The following is an 18,885-nucleotide window of genomic DNA, read 5'->3' as shown; positions in this document are numbered from 1 at the left end:
AGACAGATGCAGAACAAACGTTTGCTCTACTATATTCTCAAACTCACTTCGCCCTTCTGCGAAAAGAAATCGAAGTGTATTGGTCTTAATAAATCTCCTTCATTTTATGCAAATACAATAAATTTATAGTCTCTAAAACTTGTCCTATGTCTATAAAAAAAGAAGATGTTCAACAAGCCGTTTTTGACCTTTATGATGATTATGCCCATAACCGTATTAATCGCCGTGACTTTGTACAGAAGCTTTCTATTTACGCGGTAGGTGGGTTAACAGTTACTTCTCTCATGAGTTTTTTAATGCCCGATTATAAAGGCCAGGTACAGATCGCTCCGGAAGATCCGCGTATCAAGTCTGAGTATATTGAGTACCAATCGCCCAAAGGTGGTGGTATCATAAAAGGTTTGCTTTGCATGCCTGCTGACAACAAAGGAAAATTAGGAGGGGTAGTGGTGGTACATGAAAACAGGGGACTTAACCCGCATATTGAAGATGTGGCAAGACGGGCTGCCCTTGCAGGTTTTATAGCCTTAGCACCAGACGCACTTACGCCACTGGGCGGATATCCGGGTACAGATGACGCAGGGCGTGAGTTACAGGCCAAGCGGGACAGGAACGAAATGCTGGAAGATTTTATAGCAGCTTATGACTACCTGAAAAACGATAAGCATTGTAATGGAAAAGTTGGCGTTGTGGGCTTTTGCTTTGGAGGATGGATCGCCAATATGATGGCAGTAAAGATCAATACACTAAATGCGGCAGTTCCTTTTTATGGAGGACAACCTTCGGCCGATGATGTTCCAAAAATTAAGGCGCCTTTATTAATTCATTATGCTGAGCTGGATACCCGGGTGAATGAAGGTTGGCCTGCTTATGAAGCCGCATTGAAAGAAAACAATAAAACGTATACCATGTATATGTATCCGAAGGTTAATCATGGCTTTCATAATGACACTACTCCGCGCTATGATAAAGCAGCCGCAGAACTGGCCTGGAAAAGGACTATTGATTTTTTTAAGGAAAAATTAAAATAAACGGCTTTTATTGGGAGTGCCGGTACTGCCGGCACCCATTTCTATTGCAGCTACTCTTTAAACTTACATTGCCATAATATAAACGCGTACTCTTTAGCCGCCTGCTGTATCTGCTCATCAACAGTGCTTCCGCCAAAATGCCCGGCTTTGTAATCAACATCTAATAACACGGGGTACGAAGACCCATTTTCTGCCTGCATCTTTGCGGCAAATTTTGCCGGTATATAACTCTCAACCCGCGGATCGTTAAACCCGGTAGTGATTAATTGTGCAGGATATTTTTCTCCCTTCTTTATATGCTGGTAAGCGTCCATTTCCAATAGGGCTTTAAACTCTGCAGGATCTTTTACGGTTCCAAACTCGGGTATATTAGCGGGACCGTTGGGCGAAAATTCCATGCGAAGCGCATTCAGGCAGCCTACTTTGGGTATCGCACATTGATAAAGATCGGGCCGCTCGGTTATGGCTCTTCCAATTAAGATACCACCGGCGCTCGCTCCGCTAACAGCAAACTTCGCCGCTGATGTGTAGTTCTGTTTGATGAGATACTCTGCACAGGCGTTAAAATCCTTCCAGGTATTGGGCTTGGTCATTTTTTTACCGGCCAGATACCAATCCCGGCCTTTCTCTCCACCGCCTCTTACATGGGAAAAGGCCAATACAGCGCCACGATTAATCAGCGGTAAAGAGCGGGGACTAAAATAAGGCGTATAAGCCGACATGCCGTACGATCCATAACCCTGCATAAAACAAATATTGCTGCCATCCTTTTTGAGTTTTGTTTTATCGTAAACAATACTCAAAGGCACCAGCGTTCCATCATAAGAAGGTACTTCAAGCTCTTCAAAAACGATATTCTTTAAATTAGGAAAAGGTGTTTGCATGTGAAAGGGGCCCTTGTCGAATGTTTGGGTGGCTATATTATAGCGATATACATTTAAGGGTATATTCCATCCCAGATTGATCACGGCTATCTCATTTAAATCAGGACTTAACGGGTAAGCTGTTACGTTGCCGGTAAGTGGTGCACTAAGACCCGATTGCTTTCCTGTTTTCTGGTCATAAAAAACGACTTCATCAATCAACCCGTTTTTACTTTTTTGAACAATTAAAAAGTCTTTTGCCTGTTCTACTGAAGCTAACTTCCAGTCTCCGGCGCCAGCCAACAGCACTTTAGCAACATCCAGATCGGGCGCCACCAATGATGTTTTTTTAAGACTGAATAAAGGGTTGCCTTTTGTGGTTAAAAAGAAAAGGTCTTTTCCGTTTACATAAAAGTTCCATACTTCATCAGCTTTAGTGCAAAGGGGGGTCCAGTTTATTTTTTCTTTATAAAAATCAGCTTTAGGCGCATAAAATATTTCCTGGTAATTTTCGACCGATACTTTGCTTACAAAAACATAGGGGCAGTTTTTAAACTCGATAAAATTGGGAAATTCGGAGGGTAAAAAACCTAGTTCGGGATTTTTAGCACGGCTTACCATCACTCTGTCCTTTGCCGGTGTTGTGCCTATTACATGTATTTTACACGGTGTATTTAACCATACTTCAGGATCATGCGTGTCGTAGCTTTTTGCCTGGCCATATATGATTTCGCTGTTACTGCCGTCTTTAAATCCGCCTGAACTATGTTGTATAATATCAGGCAAAAACTTCCCTGTTTTTAATTCCATCACGCGTATATCTCCCAATTCCGAACCTTGCTCGCTCAGATTAAAGAGAACCCTGCTTCCATCGTCACTCACTTCTGCCAGAAACTCGAACAGCTTTCCAGGAATATAAGTCTCAGGATCAAACAGTAAGATTTCTTTACCGGCATCACCTTCGCGCGAATAATATTTCGCCACTTTCTCGCCAGGTAATCTTTTTATATAGAAGTAAGTATTATTTCGTTTGCTTAGGTTTCCATATTTCGTAGTAACAATCTTATCTATCTCCCTCAGCTCATCTTCGATCTTTGCTCTTCCCGGTGCGTTGGTGAGTACCTCGTTCGTGTAATCGGATTGCTTTTTAAACCAGTCCTGCACTTCCTTATTTTTAACTTCTTCCAGCCAGCGATAGGGGTCACTGACGGTGGTTCCGAAATAGGTGTTGCTGCTATCCACCACCCTGGTTGCTGGATATTGAGCATTTACTGTAGGAGCTAAAAAAATAAGCAGTAGCAAACAAAAGGAATATTGTTTCATAATAATTGCTTGAGTTTACAAATCTATTTAACTGTAAATGAAATTAAAATCGCCTATTCGGGCTACTGCGGACGATGTTACCCGTCGGCACGCTTACACTTGCAGATTTTAAAACAGCACATAAAAAAAGCAGCTCCGGGTTGAAGCTGCTTTTGATATAAAAAAATTCATTCTAAAATTCTGCGCTCTTCGGCGTTCTGGGGAAGGCAATTACGTCACGGATATTGCTCATACCTGTAACAAACTGTATCATCCTTTCAAAGCCCAATCCAAACCCGGCATGAGGCACCGTACCAAAACGGCGGGTATCTACATACCACCACATTTCTTCCATAGGAATATGCATGGCTTTCATTTTTTCGAGCAACACATCCAGTCTTTCCTCCCTTTGTGATCCGCCCACAATTTCTCCGATACCTGGCGCCAGTATATCCATCGCGGCTACCGTTTTACCATCCTCGTTTAATCGCATATAGAAGGACTTGATTCCAGCCGGGTAGTCCGTCAATATCACCGGTTTTTTAAAATGCTTTTCCACCAGGTAACGCTCATGCTCACTTTGCAGATCCATTCCCCAACCGGTAATCGGGTATTGGAATTTCTTCTTTTTATTGTGGTTGCTATTAGCCAATATATCTATTGCCTCGGTATAAGTCAGTCGTTGAAACTCATTGTTAATTACAAATTCCAGTTTCTCGATCAGGCCCATTTCACTGCGCTTATCCTGGGGTAATTGCTTTTCCTCTTCTGCCAGCCTTGACGCTAAAAAGTCGAGGTCTTCCCGGTTGTTCTCCAATACATAACGAATAATGTACTTAATAAACTCCTCTGCAAGGTTGGCATTGTCCTCCAGGTCGTAAAAAGCCATTTCCGGTTCAATCATCCAAAACTCAGCCAGGTGGCGTGCGGTATTACTGTTTTCTGCCCTGAAAGTAGGACCGAAAGTATAAATCTCGCCAAAAGCCGTAGCCCCTAATTCACCTTCTAACTGGCCGCTTACCGTCAAATTGGTCGATCTGCCAAAAAAATCTTCTTTGAAATTAATAGATCCGTCATCATTTTTAGGTGTGTTTTCGAAGGGAAGGGTAGTCACCCTGAACATTTCGCCGGCACCCTCGGCGTCGCTTGCCGTGATGATGGGCGTATGTAAATACACGAATCCTTTGTCATTAAAAAATTTATGAACCGCAAATGCCAGCGCGTGCCTGATACGGAAAACAGAAGCAAATGTATTGGTTCTGAAACGCAGGTGCGCTTTCTCTCTTAAGAACTCAAGGGAGTGTTTTTTAGGCTGCAGCGGGTAAACCTCTGCATCACTATCCCCCAGTATTTCGATCGAAGCCGCTTTGAGTTCCATCGTCTGCCCCTTTCCTAAAGATGGAACAATTGCTCCTGTAACTTTTAAAGAAGCTGAGGTAGTGATCCTTTTCAAAAGAGACTCATCAAACTTTCCGAGTTCGGCCACAACCTGCAAATTGGTATTCGTGCTTCCGTCATTTAAAGCTATAAACTGGTTGTTACGAAAAGTGCGTACCCAACCCATTACCGTTACCTCCTGCTCCCGATAGCTATCGGGATCTTGCGCCAAAAGCGTTTTAATTTTGATCCTTTTGTTAAACATCTCACTTTATTTAGGGCTGCAAAGATAAGATGAGCAGGCCGTATACCTGTTTCCGCTATAAAATGCCAAAAAATTTTTAATTTCTTCAAACAGAAAATATATGACAGATATACTTCTATCGTAATTTTGTTGTGCTGTTATGAGAAACGCTGCTTTTTTACTTCTGATATTTTTTTGGTGCTCCTGTTCCCAGTATCCCAAGGCGCCCCTGTTGGCCGCTACAAAACCCAGCCAGGAGAAAGACTCGCTCATCAGCATTATTGCTGTAGGGGATATGATGTTAGGCAGCAACTATCCTAATTCCGACAGGTTGCCCGGACGAAATATCCTGGAGCAGCTAAAAGATACACTTCGTAATGCTGATATTACCATTGGTAACCTGGAGGGGGTTATTGCCGACTCTACTACAGTTACCAAAAAATGTAAAACCGGGAATAACTGCCACGCTTTCAGGATGCCTCTGCATTTCGCCGCCTATTTTAAAGACGCGGGGTTCGATTTTTTGAGTATTGCTAACAATCACAGCGGCGATTTTGGAGACGAAGGCATTTTACAAACCAAAAAAGCGTTGGAAGAACAGGGAATTGCATTTTCCGGCCTTAAAAATGATTGTGAAATAGCCCTGTTGCGAAAAGACAATTTAACCCTGGCTTTTATTGGCGTAGGACATGGTGGGCGGCACGTTTATATAAATGATTACAGAAAAATAAGTTCTGTTATTAAAGAAGCCAAAGAATTAGCCGAAATCGTAGTTATATTTTTTCATGGCGGGGCAGAGGGCGTTCATGCAGAAGCTGTTTTAAGAAAGCAGGAAACCAGCTTTAACGAAAGTCGTGGTAATGTATATGAAATGGCACACCATTGTATTGATGAGGGTGCAGACCTCGTAGTTGGCAGCGGGCCGCATGTAACCCGGGGAATGGAAATTTATAAGGATAAACTGATTGCGTATAGCCTGGGAAATTTTGCTACCTATGGTAATATGTCTTTACACGGACCGATGGGGTATGCTCCTTTGCTAAAGGTTTACCTTAATAAAAAGGGACATTTTGTAAAAGGTTCTGTTGTTCCGGTTATCCAAAAGCCAGGCAATACATCTCACCCGGCAACCGATTCGGGCAGGCAGGCAATAAGCAAACTGCAGTTTTTAAGTGCCCGGGACTTTCCTTCCAGTGTGTTAAACATCAATAATGACGGATTTTTAACAATTAAAAATTTTTGAAGGTTGTTGATTTCTCCCTAATTTCGCAGAAGAAATGACCCGAAGGCTTGTGATCATCTCTGCTAATTATTGATTTTCATTTCAATAAGAGTTCACCAAAAAACAATTTCAATTATTTTTTTTGTTAATCAGCATGCTAAAGCCGGTATTTGATTAATTAAGATTACCCTTATGTATGATATTTTACAATTGAACGACATGCTCGTTCCGGAACTGTTGGATATTGCCGAGCAGTTAAATATTCCTGATGCGAAGAAATTAGATAAGCAAACCCTTATTTACCAGATTTTAGATAACCAGGCTATAGCAGGATCTAAAACCACCTCTACGGAAGCTAAACCTAAAAGAAAACGTATTGTGAAAGCTACTACTTCAATAGGAACCGAGGAGGCTTTTGTTGAAGATGATGGAGTTGAAGAAAAAGAGGAGAAGTCCAAAGTAACCTCAGCTGAGAAAGCTAAAGCTCCCGCTAAAAAAGCTAAAGCTCCTGCTAAAAAGAAAAAAGCTGCGGCTAAAAAAGAGGAATCTGCTGAAAGCGGCGATCTTTTTGATGTGGATAAAGGTGTTGAAGAGTACACTGAAGAGTCTGCTGCTGATAAAGACGAATTTAGCCTCGATCCTGCTACCGCTTCTTTTATCGAGCAGGCTTTTAAAGCCACGGAAAAATTTGCCAACCCGGCACCTGTGGTAATAGAAGAACCTATTGTTAAAAGCTTTAGCCCGAGAAAAGAAAAAGAAACCGCCTTTAACGTAGAGTTTGATGGTGTTATTTTAAGCGAAGGTGTATTGGAAATGATGCCGGACGGTTATGGCTTTTTAAGGTCGTCAGACTACAATTATCTTTCCAGCCCCGATGATGTTTATGTGTCTCCATCGCAGATTAAATTATTCGGTTTAAAAACCGGTGATACAGTACATGGAGCTGTACGTCCGCCCCGGGAAGGTGAAAAATATTTTGCGCTGTTAAAAGTAGATACGATCAATGGTAAAAGCCCGGAAGAAGTGCGTGATCGGGTACCATTTGACTACTTAACCCCATTATTCCCATACGAGAAACTGAACCTGTTTACACGTCCGTCTGACCTGTCAACACGTATCATCGATTTATTCACACCGATCGGTAAAGGTCAGCGTGGGTTGATCGTAGCACAACCTAAAACCGGTAAAACGATGTTGTTGAAAGCCGTAGCCAATGCTATTGCAGAAAACCATCCAGAATGTTACCTGATGGTAGTGCTGGTAGACGAAAGGCCGGAAGAGGTAACGGATATGGAAAGAAGCGTAAAAGCAGAGGTAATTGCTTCTACTTTTGACGAGCCGGCTGAAAAACACGTTAAGGTATCTACAGTAGCCCTGCAAAAAGCAAAAAGGCTGGTAGAGTGCGGACATGATGTAATTATTCTTTTAGATTCTATTACACGTTTGGCACGTGCACATAATACCGTATCACCAGCTTCAGGTAAAGTATTAAGTGGTGGTGTGGAAGCCAATGCGATGCAGAAACCTAAACAGTTTTTTGGTGCCGCCCGTAAAATTGAAAATGGCGGATCCTTAACCATTCTGGCCACCGCACTGATCGATACCGGAAGTAAAATGGATGAGGTGATCTTTGAAGAATTTAAAGGTACCGGTAACATGGAACTTCAGTTAGACCGAAGATTAGCTAATAAGCGTATCTATCCTGCAATTGATCTGACCGCTTCGTCCACACGCCGTGATGACCTGTTATTAGACAGAGATGTGCTGCAAAGAATGAATTTACTGCGCGTTTACCTGGCTGAGATGAAAACAGAAGAGGCGATGTCGGAATTATTGAAGCGTATGAAAGGAACCAAGAGCAACGAAGAATTTTTGGCGAGTATGAACTCTTAATTATAAAAACATTTATAGTTAAAGCCCGGTACCGTCAACGTACCGGGCTTTTTTAATGCTATAGAAAGAACCGCAATAAAACCGACATGATTAAAATTTTCATTTTTATCACACGGGGTAATGAAAATTTAATCAACAAAGGTACCCCGTCCGAACGGGTCATCCGGGCGGGTATTCGACTAAAATCAATAACCATTACGAATGAGAACAAGGAAATTTTTTAAATTATATGTAGACTCCTACCGGGGTTTATCAACGCCGGCCTGGATGCTGGCACTGGTAATGCTGATCAACAGAACGGGTGCCATGGTGCTTCCATTTATGGCTATCTATATGCGCGATCACCTGCATTTTTCTTTAGAAGAAACTGGTATCGTCTTGAGCTTTTTTGGATTGGGCTCCCTGTTAGGAAATATAGCTGGTGGATGGCTCACCGATAAATTCGGTAGTTTTAAGGTACAATGCCTGAGCCTGTTCATGGCAGCCCCGCTGTATATCTTAATCGGAAAATTACATACGGTAGAGGCACTCTCCGCTGGTATTTTTACCCTGTCGTTTATAGCCGATCTTTTCAGGCCGGCCAACTCTGCTGCAATTACCAGTTATGCCAAACCCGAGAATTTAACACGTGCTTTTTCATTAAACAGGATGGCCATTAATCTTGGCTTTTCATTTGGCCCTTTTTTGGGTGGTCTACTGGCTGCTATCTCTTACGATTTATTATTCTGGGGTAACGCCATTGGTTGCTTTATAGCAGCTATACTTTTCTATGGCTATTTCAATAACCGAAAAGGACAGAAGGTTAAATCTACTGTTGGTGTATTGCCTGCTGAAAATAATAAAAAAGCTGTTTCGGCGTACCGGGATAAGCCCTACCTGTTTTTTGCTTTTATATGCATGCTGTACTTTATTCCTTTTTGTCAGTTGCTCAACGCCATGCCTTTGTTTTTCGATGAAAAAGCAGGTATGAGTAAAGAGGCTATTGGTACATTGATGGGATACAGCGGGTTTATTATTGTACTTACCGAAATGGTTATAGTAAGTATTGTTCAAAAACGCTTTTCCATTTATAACAGTATTATACTGGGAACCCTTTTTATTATTCCCGGTTTCGTTATTTATCTTATTACCACAGAGTTGTGGGCTTTGTATCTGGCTATTTCATTAATCAGTTTATCTGAAATATTGGTGCTCCCTTTTACCTCAACAGTAGGAGCTTTACGGGCAGGCGCTCATAACAAAGGATCTTATATGGCGCTGAATTCGCTTGGATTTTCGATGGCATTTATTATTACACCGTTCCTTTCAACTAAAATAATTGAATCATACGGATATTATTATTTGTGGTTGACTGATGTGCTGTTTATTGCAGCGGCACTGGCCGGTTTTTTCCTGATCAAAAAAATGATGCCTCTAAAAGAATACCATATCAATGTAGAAGAGAATAAAGAAGCGGTTCTTGAAGAAGCCTGTTAAAAAGTAAAACCCACGTCTGGCGTGGGTTTTACTTTTTTATGGAATACCTATTAAGAGTATTTTATTCTGATCACATTAAAAGAATATCCTTTAACAGCTATTGACTGCTTTTTACCTGATATTTTAATGTTGGTTGCTTTGGGAGCAATAGCATCAGGATCTGCAATAGTATTGATCTTATTTAAATCGTCATTTTGTAAAACGGTATGAACACCGCTAGCCGCCAGTTTTTTTATCCCTTCAAAAGTCAACGAAATCTTTTGTTCACCTGGTAGTGCATTCACAATTTTTACAATGATTTCTTTTGAGGCGGCATCAATAGCAGCTGTAGCATATAAGCTGTCTTTACCATCTATAATTTTATTATCTCTCTCAATTGGTATTACAGTTGTTCCTTTATTAACAGAATATAGTTTCTGTACATGGTAACTGGGCGAACCCACTATTTTGAGATTATTCACCCATATCAGATCAGGCGCCCATTGCCAGCCATCATAGTGTGCAAACAACGGTGCATAAGAAGCCATTTGTACCACTTCTGCATTACGTTCAAGGCCTGTTAAAAATGCCGCCTCGGAAAGTGCCGCCAGCCAATTACTTTTTACTGCGCCATTCGTATTGGGAACATGCGATGCATATTCACCGGCAAAAACCTTCGACCCGTTTCTTGGATAATTATCATATCTGTTGATATTGCTGAAAAAGAATTGAGGTGGACGGTAATAATGCTCATCTATAAAATCTGTATTCAGTGCACGCAGTTCTGTATTCAATAAGTTAAACCTTTCGCCCACAGGGTCGGTGCCCGAACTGGCGATTAATTTAATTTCGGGATGTTTTTCCTTCAAAGCCTTTTGAAATACCTTGAACCTGTCGAGATATTGTGGTCCCCAGTTTTCATTGCCTACTCCCAGCATTTTTAAATGAAAGGGTTCGGGATGTCCCATTTGGGCACGCAGTTTCCCCCATCGAGTGGTTATAGCGCCGTTTGCAAATTCTACTAAATCTAATGCGTCTTCTATGTAAGGTTGTATCTGGTCTAATGGTACTACTTCACCAGAGTTGAACTGGCAGGCCATACCACAATTTAAAATAGGTAAGGGCTCAGCACCTATATCAGAACACAACTGGAAATATTCAAAAAATCCCAACCCAAAAGTCTGGAAATAATCAGGCGCCGGGCGGTGTGCAAATTCATAGTTCCAGCGGTTAATTAATAATTGCCTTTCTTCCAGCGGACCTACTGTTTTCTTCCACTGGTATCTTTGTGCAAGATCATACCCTTCTACAATACAGCCTCCGGGAAAGCGTATAAAACCGGGCTTCATATCTGCGAGCATCTGTACCATATCAGCTCTCATACCTCCCGGGCGATTTTTCCAGGTGTCTCCGGGAAAAAGAGAGATCATATCGAGGTCGATAATGCCGTTCCCTTCAAAAGTCAGCCGCATTGATCCTTTTTCTTCGGTTTGACCGGTAGAAAAGCTGGCAGTCAGTTTCGACCAGTCCTTCACTTGACCCGGAACAACAGATGTACTGCCTATAATTTCTTTATTCGCATTCAGTAACTCTACATACAGTTTTACCTTACCCGATATCGACCTGTATAAAACAGAAAAATCATAACGCAAACCCTTCTTAATACCCATTCCTCTAAATCCTTCATTGGTTAAAGAAAGTGTTCCCTTATTACGATTATTTACGGTTATTCTTGCAAAACGCGGATTTGCTGTATTCGCCATTCCCCTGTTTTGAATTAATACCGCTCCCTCCTCAACCGGCTGCTGATCTACCTTCCAGCCCATCAATGGTTTAGTAAACTCAAAAGATCGGTTTTTAACCAACTCTGCATAAATACCTCCATCAGCCCCAAAATTGATATCTTCAAAAAAAACTCCCCACATGGTAGGCTGAATGGGAGCTATGGGTTTATTCACCGAAACTACAAATGTCTTATCCTGAGCCTGCGTATTAATCCCAATCGCTAATGCCAGTAACAGAAAAATATTTCTCCGCATAGTGTGGTTTTGTTTTAAGTAGTTGATGCATTCTTTATTTTAGCACCGGGCAATTCGTTAAACAAGTAAATCAAATTTAATTGTTTTTATGACAAATAAAATCTTTTATTTTTGTCTTTTATTTTTACTTTCATATTCTTTATAACCTTTAATCCATTCATGCTTTGACTAAGGAGAAAAGATATCAACACATCACCAAGTTTACCGTAGCTGTAGACTGTATTGTTTTTGGCTTTGACGGAACAAGGCTGAAAATATTATTGGTAAAGCGTGGACTGGAACCCGAAAAAGGTAAGTGGAGTTTAATGGGTGGTTTCGTAAACGATAATGAAAGTGCTGAAACTGCCGCCAATCGTATCCTGAAAAGCCTTACAGGTTTGGAAGGAATTTACCTGGAGCAATATCAAACATTTTCTTCTCCGGACAGAGACCCGGTACAAAGAACTATATCAGTTGCTTATTTTGCACTGATAGATATCAATAAGTATAAAGAGTCGATCAACACCGACTTTGAAGCACAATGGTTTAATATAAAGGAGTTTCCCAACCTGATATTCGACCATAACGATATGGTGCACCTGGCGCAGAAGAAATTACAGTACAAAGCTGCTTCTCATACTATTTTATTTGAGTTGTTGCCGGAGAAATTTACACTTCCCCTATTGCAAAGCCTTTTCGAGGATGTTTTTGATACCAGTTTTGACAAAGGTAATTTTAGTCGCAAAATGTTGTCTACAAAACTCCTGGTTAAACAAAAGGAAAAAGATAAAAGCAATTCTAAAAAAGGAGCTTTTTATTATAAGCTCGATAAAAAGCATTACCAGGAAAACCTGCATAAAATTTTAAAGCTGATCCCCAACCCAAACCAGCTTTTATAAATAGTTCTTGCTAACTCTTGGGTGGCTCTGGTTCGGTATCTGTTGCTGCTGTTGTTTCTTTATTACCAAAAATATCGTTCATCCACTTTTCGGCACCGGGAAAATGCTCTTTTATTGCATCGGTTCCTTTGGTAGTCAGTTCGGAAAAATAGTCCTTCGCCTGCCCGGCTGTTTTTACTGCATCTTCTTTTAAGTTATTGGCCTTTTCTTTAAGGTTAGCCATCAGTTTTTCCTTTTCTTCATCACTCATGCTGGCGTACTTACCAGCCGCCAGTCCTGCCAGCGCACCCAGTATAAAAGTGGCTATGTGCTTATTGTTTACCATAGTTTGTATTTTTTAGTTTCTTAAAGTTAACTAAAATTCGGTGGTTTATTTTTTTGAACTATTTAATAAGCTCAGAGGTCCTACGGACTTTAACTTAATAATCCTGTTTTGCCCGGGGTTATTAATATTAACGCCTTTCAGGGGTGTTTAAATTATCAATTCGTTTTTTTCGGATACACCAGCTTCATTTCATTCACCAAATGCCCGGCGCCTGCAAACTTGTCTACAATAAACAATACATATCTTATATCTACCATAATATTCCGGCAAATGGAAGGATCGTAATTCACATCACTCATAGTGCCTTCCCAAACCCGGTCAAAATTTAAGCCCACCAGGTTGCCATGCGCGTCCAGTGCCGGGCTGCCACTATTACCTCCGGTGGTATGATTGGATGCTATAAAACAAACGGGCATTTTTCCGTTGGCTCCATACTTCCCGTAATCTTTTTTTTGATAGAGCTCACGCAATTTTTCAGGCACATCAAATTCATAATCGCCGGGTTTGTACTTTTCCATTACTCCGTCGAGGTAAGTATAGTATTCATATTTTTTTCCTGTGGGAGAGGAGTAGCCGTTAACATTTCCAAAAGCTACTCTTAAAGTGCTGTTGGCATCGGGATAAAATGTTTTGTTGGTAAACACTTCCATCTGTGCTTTCATATACAGCCGTTGTAGCTGATTAATGGAGGTTTGGATTTTGTTTAATTCAGGGGCCACCTTATTATCATACAAATTAGAAATCGACAAAACCAATTGTGCGCCCTGATCCGTAGTCAGTGCTTCAAATAATTTTCCGGGCTCCTTACTTAGTAAATCCTTTATTTTTTCCTGAACAGCAAAGATGCTTTTACTATATAAATCATCTGCCCAGGCTTTATAGTCCTTAAACTTTGCAAATTCTTCTTTTGCCCGCGGTGCTATGTATTCCGATGGCTGTTCGAGATAGAGTTGCATCATGGCAGCAAATATGTCTTTATCCACTGTAATATTCATCTCCTTTAAATAATTGTCCATCCATTTAATTTCGGCAATCAATGCTTCTGCATATTCAGGTTTATTTATTTTAGAGTGCAAGGCCCGTATTCTTTGAACAACAGTGAACAATTCAATCTTGCTGGTAGTTTCGAGATAATAATCGCGCGTTAGCGCGAAATTTTTTATTTTTTTATACCCATCATTGAGCTGGTCGAGCACGGTACCGTAATTGGCTTTTAGTGCCGGGTTATTATTCAACAACCGGGTGTATTCGGCTTCATATTTTTGTTTTTTGCCTACTGCATTGGTATTCGTTAGTCCTAAAACTTCGCCCTGCCATTTTTTCCAGGCATTACTAATACTTGCATACTTGGATGCGTACTGAATTTTGATCGCTTCGTCCGAACGCATATATCGATCAATAACGGCGAGGGCCTTATCTCTTATCGAAATTTTAGCAGGATCATTTACTGTCATGATCTGGTTCACGGCTTCGCTAGGTAAATATTCTGTAGTGCGCCCGGGAAATCCAAAAACCATCGTAAAGTCTCCTTCCTTCATGCCATTCATAGCAATAGATAAAGACTTTTTGGGTTTATAAGGCACGTTATCGGGTGAATAGGGTGCTGGTTTGTTGTCTTTACCCGCATAGATCCTGAACATACTGAAATCACCGGTATGCCGGGGCCACATCCAGTTGTCCGTATCTTTTCCAAAATTTCCTATTGATGATGGTGGTGCACCTACCAGGCGCACATCATTATATGTTTCAGTTATAAACAGGTAATATTTATTACCCTCAAAAAAAGGACGTATAAATGCCCCCTGGTAAGTTTCCTTTTTTACTTCCTTTAATCTTTGGTTGGCATTTTTGTCTACCAACGACTGGCGCATGTTTTCCGCCAGGGAATTATTCACATTTTTCAACACCGCATCCGTCACATCTTCTATTCTTACAATAAAAGTTACAAACAAACCTACATTGGGTAGCTCTTCTGCATTTGACTTTGCCCAGAATCCATCTCTTATAAAATTATGATCGAGGGTTGAATGATTTTGGATAGCATCAAATCCGCAGTGATGATTGGTTAACACCAAACCCTGATCTGAGATCACCTCACCGGTGCAAAAACCTCCAAAACTTACAATAGCATCTTTAAGACTGCCTTTATTCACATCATAGATATCACTGGCATCCATTTTCATGCCCAGCGACTTCATTCTTTTCTCATTCAGTGCATCCAGCAGCTGGGGTAACCACATTCCTTCATCGGCCTTTGCAAAAAATGAAAACAACAGCACCGAAAAAATAACAAGTAACTTCTTCATACTCAATTTTTGAAACATTTACCCTGTTTATGAACAGGAGGGTTGTATAAAACAACCGGGTTTACGGATTAAAATAAAAACGCCTTTGCACAAGCACGTGTATAAACCGGCCATTTTAAAAACAATCATCATTAAAAAGAGGCGTTTATAACACTATTTCTCCCCAAAGATATGTTAATAGGCCTTCAAAAATGTGGATATCCCCCTGTGGAACGTTTATATGAAATGTGATTATTAGGTCGTAAAATGTCATCAGACCAGTGAGGTTCTTCAAAAAGTTAGTTTCACTAAAATTATACCTCAGATATTAACACAATGTAAAATTAAAATGAACTGAATTTTTGTTAAGAATGCATAATCCACATTTTTGTGCATAACCGGCCTGGAATGAGAGCAGGCACTAAATGCTTATGTGAATTACTATTGATTTACTGTGGAAAACAATAAACTTTTAATTTTGTAATAAATGTGAATTACGAGTTATCCACTAATTCACACTGCTAATAATAATAAGTTTTCTTTTTAAAAATATATATATAATTATTATTAGAACAAAAGAGAGGGCAGCAAAAATTCTTTCAAAAAATTTCAAGTTGCAACGTATCATTGCACCGGATTTAAAACTTTTACAGCATGGAAGCAGGAGTATTGGAAAACGCAAAACAGGAACTGGAAGCCAAAGGTTTTTTGGATGTTGATGTGGATCCGACTTTGGATCTTTTCGAAGAGATCAACAAGTTGAAGAAGGAGAAGAATGCAGTTATCCTGGCACACTATTACCAGGAGCCGGATATCCAGGATATAGCGGATTATATCGGCGACAGTTTGGGTTTGGCACAGGAGGCTGAGAAAACTGACGCGGACATGATTGTTTTTGCCGGTGTTCATTTTATGGCAGAGACCGCAAAAATTTTGAATCCAACAAAAAAAGTGGTGATCCCTGATTTTAAAGCAGGATGCTCATTGAGTGATAGCTGCCCGCCACCTTTGTTTCAAAAGTTTAAAGAGCAACATCCTGATCATGTAGTGGTGAGTTATATCAACTGCAGTGCCGGTATTAAAGCGCTCAGCGATGTAATTGTAACCAGCAGTAATGCACGCATTATTGTGGATAGCTTCCCGAAGGATCAGAAGATCATTTTTGCACCAGACAAGAACCTGGGCGCCTATATCAACAAAGTTACGGGCCGTGATATGTTATTGTGGAACGGCGCCTGCATGGTACATGAAATATTCAGCCTGGAGCATATTACCAAGCTAAAACAACAACACCCCAATGCTAAGTTTATCGCACACCCCGAATGTGAGGAGCATATATTGAAAATTGCTGATTTTGTAGGATCTACTACAGGCTTGCTGAAATATACCATAGAGAATGAAGCTACCGAATTTATTGTGGCTACTGAGACAGGTATTTTACACCAGATGGAGAAATCGAGCCTTGATAAGAAGTTTATACCGGCTCCTCCTGATAATGGCTGTGCCTGCAATGATTGTCCGCACATGAAACGGAACACACTCGAAAAGATCTACCTGTGTATGAAGTATGAGACACCGGATATCATTATGGACGAAGCATTAAGACTGGCAGCTAAAAAGCCCATCGATCGCATGCTGGAGATTAGCAAGCAGGCAGGATTATAAAAAGGTTATTTAATAAATGACAGAGGGAGTACCATCAGATACTCCCTCTTCTGTTTTTATAAGTTTAATATTACAGGGCAATTACTTTTCTTTCTTTACTGCTCAGTAATGCGGCATCAATAACACGCATAGTTAATACAGCATCAGCAGCTGGTACCGGGTTAGGTTTTCCATTAGCCAGGGCCTGGTATACATCTTCATAATACTGCATATAGTTGCCCATTTCAGAACGGGTTTCTTTACGTACTGTTTCACCGTTAATGGTTGTATGTAAAAGTCCGTCGAAGCCTTCAGGTGTAGGTATCCATGGTTCGAGGGATGGTATAGCATCTTCCAGCAATTTTACTTCCTGCAAATCTGAACGTTGCTGCATAAATGTTCCATTCGCTCCGTTGATGATATAGGCATAATAAGATTCTCTTGCAAATACGGTTCCTTTTATTCTTACGCGGAAGGGACGCGGGTAGTATAACAATACTTCAAAGTAGTCATTGGCAATCATATTGTCGCGCATAGCAAATACATCGGCAAATACAGCTTCAGGAAAACCAAATAATTGTATAGCCTGGTCGATGATATGAGCACCCAGGTCATGCAGGTTACCGGCGCCTGGTTTATCGCCTTCTTTATGATCCTTGCCGCTATGGCCTGTGCGATATCGGTCGAACCTAAGCTCCGCTTCCTTTAGTTCTCCTAATAAGTTTTGCTGTACTACATCTTTTATGGCTTTGTAGTCGCCATCATACCTACGGTTTTGGTATACGATCAGTAATAAATTCTTTGCCTTTGCTAATTCATCCAGTTCTTGGGCTTCTGCCGCGTTTACGGTAAAAGGCTTTTCAACAACGATATGTTTGCCTGCATTCAAAGCGGCTTTGGCATATTCGAAATGAGTTTGTACAGGTGTATTCACAACAATCAACTCTAATGTTTCATCGGCTATCAATTCTTCAAAAGACCGGTAAAGTTTCGAACCCGGATATTTGATTCTGGACTCTTCCTTATGCCTTTCAACGATAGCGCTGAGTTCGAGATAAGGATGTGCCTGTATAAACGGGGCATGGAACAATTTTCCGCTCATGCCATAAGATGCGATACCTGTTTTAATAATACGTGACATAATTAATGGAGTTGATTTAAGGGTTTAAGTTGTATGTTATCGCTGTTGCGCCCTGAACCATCTTTCAGGTATTTCGTTGCTGCCCGCTGCCAGGTAATCTTTGTAGCTGCAGGGTATATAGGTTTTATCGGGTAACTGCATCCACCAACGTCTTGTTTTTTTACTTTGTAAAAAGGTAGATTCTATTTCGGCAAAGGCCATTTGATATTCGTTAAAATGTTCCAGCTGATCAAACGACGCTTCTTTTAATCTGCGGTAGCGGCCATCAATAGTATACCATATCATATGACTGATTTGTTTGGCAGTCAGCTCATCGCGGTCTTGCTGTGGATTGTAGCCGTAAATTCCGATAGATTGCATATTAGTGCTCATACCCGCATATTGCATCAGTATACATGCTTCTTCTCCGTTAAAGCCATTAGGTGTAAGCTGGTTGGAAGGAGCGTAGGCATTGGCGATAGCATTAATGTCAAATGTAAACAGATGGCTGTTGCGTATCGCAGGTTCTACTTCTTCTATATCTTCTTTCACGTGGCCCACTCTGAAGAAATCAAATTTCAATTTATCTAAGGTCTGCAACATACCCGGGTGTACCAGGTAGCTTTGAAAACCCAGGTGGTTGTAGTGTTTTACATAGTTAGGTTCGCCTGTAAATATTTCCATCAGGAAATTATCATTTCTGAAAGGAGACTCCATATCCAGGTCTATAATAGAATCAACACCGGTTATTTCAACTAATTGTTTATTATTTCTGGATGCATTGTATTGGGCCAGCGTAAGATCCTGTGAGCCGCCGATAACAATAACTGTTTTATGAAGCAATTGAAGTTCTTCTATTACCGTTTGTAAAGCAGCCAATGTATCATTATACGTAGCGCCATGTTTAATATTACCGATGTCGGCAATTTTTATATTTTCATGCCAGTAAAAAAGATTGTATAGATTTTTTCTTATCAGCTCGGGTGCATTGCTGGCAGGCCCTAAGTATCCACGACCTCTTTGTTCACCACATCCCACCAGGATAATATCAGCACTATCTATATCAGGAAAGGATTCTGTATATATGTCAATCGTATTCCCCAATTGACCGGGTTTGTAAGAATCATCACCAATGATATCGGTGATATTTATTTCGTTTAAAAAATCAATTATAGACATGGGCGCAATATAGTTTATTTTAATAGTG

General features: G+C 40.7%; 13 protein-coding genes. 6 read left to right on the top strand and 7 right to left on the bottom strand.

The window, feature by feature from the left end; translation table 11 throughout:
* Positions 1 to 146 precede the first annotated feature (146 nt).
* Positions 147 to 1,031: a dienelactone hydrolase family protein gene (locus tag ACLOAU_RS06450; RefSeq protein WP_427861037.1), complete on the top strand. Its 885-nt coding sequence runs from the start codon at positions 147 to 149 to the stop codon at positions 1,029 to 1,031.
* Positions 1,032 to 1,081: 50 nt separating this feature from the next.
* Here the strand turns inward: ACLOAU_RS06450 and ACLOAU_RS06445 are convergent, their stop codons facing one another.
* Both ACLOAU_RS06445 and asnS read right to left on the bottom strand, forming a co-directional pair.
* Positions 1,082 to 3,217 (bottom strand): prolyl oligopeptidase family serine peptidase, encoded by a 2,136-nt coding sequence (locus ACLOAU_RS06445; RefSeq protein WP_427861036.1) that lies wholly within the window; start codon positions 3,215 to 3,217, stop codon positions 1,082 to 1,084.
* A 172-nt stretch (positions 3,218 to 3,389) separates the two neighbouring features.
* Positions 3,390 to 4,838 carry an asparagine--tRNA ligase gene (gene asnS, locus ACLOAU_RS06440; RefSeq protein WP_427861035.1) on the bottom strand — a complete coding sequence of 483 codons (1,449 nt, stop codon included), beginning with the start codon at positions 4,836 to 4,838 and terminating at the stop codon, positions 3,390 to 3,392.
* Positions 4,839 to 5,049: 211 nt separating this feature from the next.
* Here asnS and ACLOAU_RS06435 point away from each other — a divergent pair, with 211 nt between their 5' ends.
* The 3 genes from ACLOAU_RS06435 to ACLOAU_RS06425 all read left to right on the top strand — a co-directional run bounded on the left by ACLOAU_RS06435 (position 5,050) and on the right by ACLOAU_RS06425 (position 9,408).
* A complete protein-coding gene (locus ACLOAU_RS06435) occupies positions 5,050 to 6,060 on the top strand; it encodes a CapA family protein (protein ID WP_427861034.1) in 1,011 nt (336 codons plus the stop codon).
* 171 nt (positions 6,061 to 6,231) lie between these two features.
* Positions 6,232 to 7,932 (top strand): transcription termination factor Rho, encoded by a 1,701-nt coding sequence (rho, locus tag ACLOAU_RS06430; RefSeq protein WP_427861033.1) that lies wholly within the window; start codon positions 6,232 to 6,234, stop codon positions 7,930 to 7,932.
* Positions 7,933 to 8,133: 201 nt separating this feature from the next.
* On the top strand, positions 8,134 to 9,408 hold the full coding sequence (locus ACLOAU_RS06425) for an MFS transporter (RefSeq protein ID WP_427861032.1): 1,275 nt from the start codon (positions 8,134 to 8,136) through the stop codon (positions 9,406 to 9,408).
* A gap of 50 nt (positions 9,409 to 9,458) precedes the next feature.
* Here ACLOAU_RS06425 and ACLOAU_RS06420 read toward each other — a convergent pair whose 3' ends face one another.
* A complete protein-coding gene (locus ACLOAU_RS06420) occupies positions 9,459 to 11,426 on the bottom strand; it encodes an alpha-L-arabinofuranosidase C-terminal domain-containing protein (protein ID WP_427861031.1) in 1,968 nt (655 codons plus the stop codon).
* Between the two features lie 164 nt (positions 11,427 to 11,590).
* Here ACLOAU_RS06420 and ACLOAU_RS06415 point away from each other — a divergent pair, with 164 nt between their 5' ends.
* Entirely contained in the window at positions 11,591 to 12,304 is a 714-nt protein-coding gene (locus tag ACLOAU_RS06415; protein ID WP_427861030.1) for an NUDIX hydrolase, read from the top strand.
* Between the two features lie 10 nt (positions 12,305 to 12,314).
* Here the strand turns inward: ACLOAU_RS06415 and ACLOAU_RS06410 are convergent, their stop codons facing one another.
* Positions 12,315 to 12,629 (bottom strand): hypothetical protein, encoded by a 315-nt coding sequence (locus ACLOAU_RS06410; protein WP_427861029.1) that lies wholly within the window; start codon positions 12,627 to 12,629, stop codon positions 12,315 to 12,317.
* A 155-nt stretch (positions 12,630 to 12,784) separates the two neighbouring features.
* Complete coding sequence (locus ACLOAU_RS06405; RefSeq protein WP_427861028.1) at positions 12,785 to 14,935, bottom strand: S46 family peptidase; 2,151 nt, start codon at positions 14,933 to 14,935, stop codon at positions 12,785 to 12,787.
* Between the two features lie 633 nt (positions 14,936 to 15,568).
* On the opposite strand from ACLOAU_RS06405, the gene nadA reads away from it, so the two are divergent.
* A complete protein-coding gene (gene nadA / locus ACLOAU_RS06400) occupies positions 15,569 to 16,579 on the top strand; it encodes a quinolinate synthase NadA (RefSeq protein WP_427861027.1) in 1,011 nt (336 codons plus the stop codon).
* Between the two features lie 70 nt (positions 16,580 to 16,649).
* Here the strand turns inward: nadA and ACLOAU_RS06395 are convergent, their stop codons facing one another.
* A complete protein-coding gene (locus tag ACLOAU_RS06395; RefSeq protein WP_427861026.1) occupies positions 16,650 to 17,699 on the bottom strand; it encodes a Gfo/Idh/MocA family oxidoreductase in 1,050 nt (349 codons plus the stop codon).
* 36 nt (positions 17,700 to 17,735) lie between these two features.
* Positions 17,736 to 18,857, bottom strand: coding sequence for a formimidoylglutamase (locus ACLOAU_RS06390; protein ID WP_427861025.1), 1,122 nt, complete (start codon positions 18,855 to 18,857; stop codon positions 17,736 to 17,738).
* Between the last annotated feature and the right edge of the window lie 28 nt (positions 18,858 to 18,885).

The organism is Paraniabella aurantiaca (assembly GCF_050309965.1).
Lineage (GTDB): Bacteria > Bacteroidota > Bacteroidia > Chitinophagales > Chitinophagaceae > Niabella.
This window is presented reverse-complemented; position numbering and strand designations above follow the sequence as displayed.

Excerpts from the sequence above, each read along its gene's own strand:
- ACLOAU_RS06390 (WP_427861025.1), bottom strand. The coding sequence starts at position 18,857 with ATGTCTATAATTGATTTTTTAAACGAAATAAATATCACCGATATCATT.
- ACLOAU_RS06410 (WP_427861029.1), bottom strand. The coding sequence starts at position 12,629 with ATGGTAAACAATAAGCACATAGCCACTTTTATACTGGGTGCGCTGGCA.
- ACLOAU_RS06425 (WP_427861032.1), top strand. The coding sequence starts at position 8,134 with ATGAGAACAAGGAAATTTTTTAAATTATATGTAGACTCCTACCGGGGT.
- ACLOAU_RS06450 (WP_427861037.1), top strand. The coding sequence starts at position 147 with ATGTCTATAAAAAAAGAAGATGTTCAACAAGCCGTTTTTGACCTTTAT.
- ACLOAU_RS06420 (WP_427861031.1), bottom strand. The coding sequence starts at position 11,426 with ATGCGGAGAAATATTTTTCTGTTACTGGCATTAGCGATTGGGATTAAT.
- ACLOAU_RS06395 (WP_427861026.1), bottom strand. The coding sequence starts at position 17,699 with ATGTCACGTATTATTAAAACAGGTATCGCATCTTATGGCATGAGCGGA.
- rho (WP_427861033.1), top strand. The coding sequence starts at position 6,232 with ATGTATGATATTTTACAATTGAACGACATGCTCGTTCCGGAACTGTTG.
- nadA (WP_427861027.1), top strand. The coding sequence starts at position 15,569 with ATGGAAGCAGGAGTATTGGAAAACGCAAAACAGGAACTGGAAGCCAAA.
- ACLOAU_RS06405 (WP_427861028.1), bottom strand. The coding sequence starts at position 14,935 with ATGAAGAAGTTACTTGTTATTTTTTCGGTGCTGTTGTTTTCATTTTTT.
- asnS (WP_427861035.1), bottom strand. The coding sequence starts at position 4,838 with ATGTTTAACAAAAGGATCAAAATTAAAACGCTTTTGGCGCAAGATCCC.
- ACLOAU_RS06445 (WP_427861036.1), bottom strand. The coding sequence starts at position 3,217 with ATGAAACAATATTCCTTTTGTTTGCTACTGCTTATTTTTTTAGCTCCT.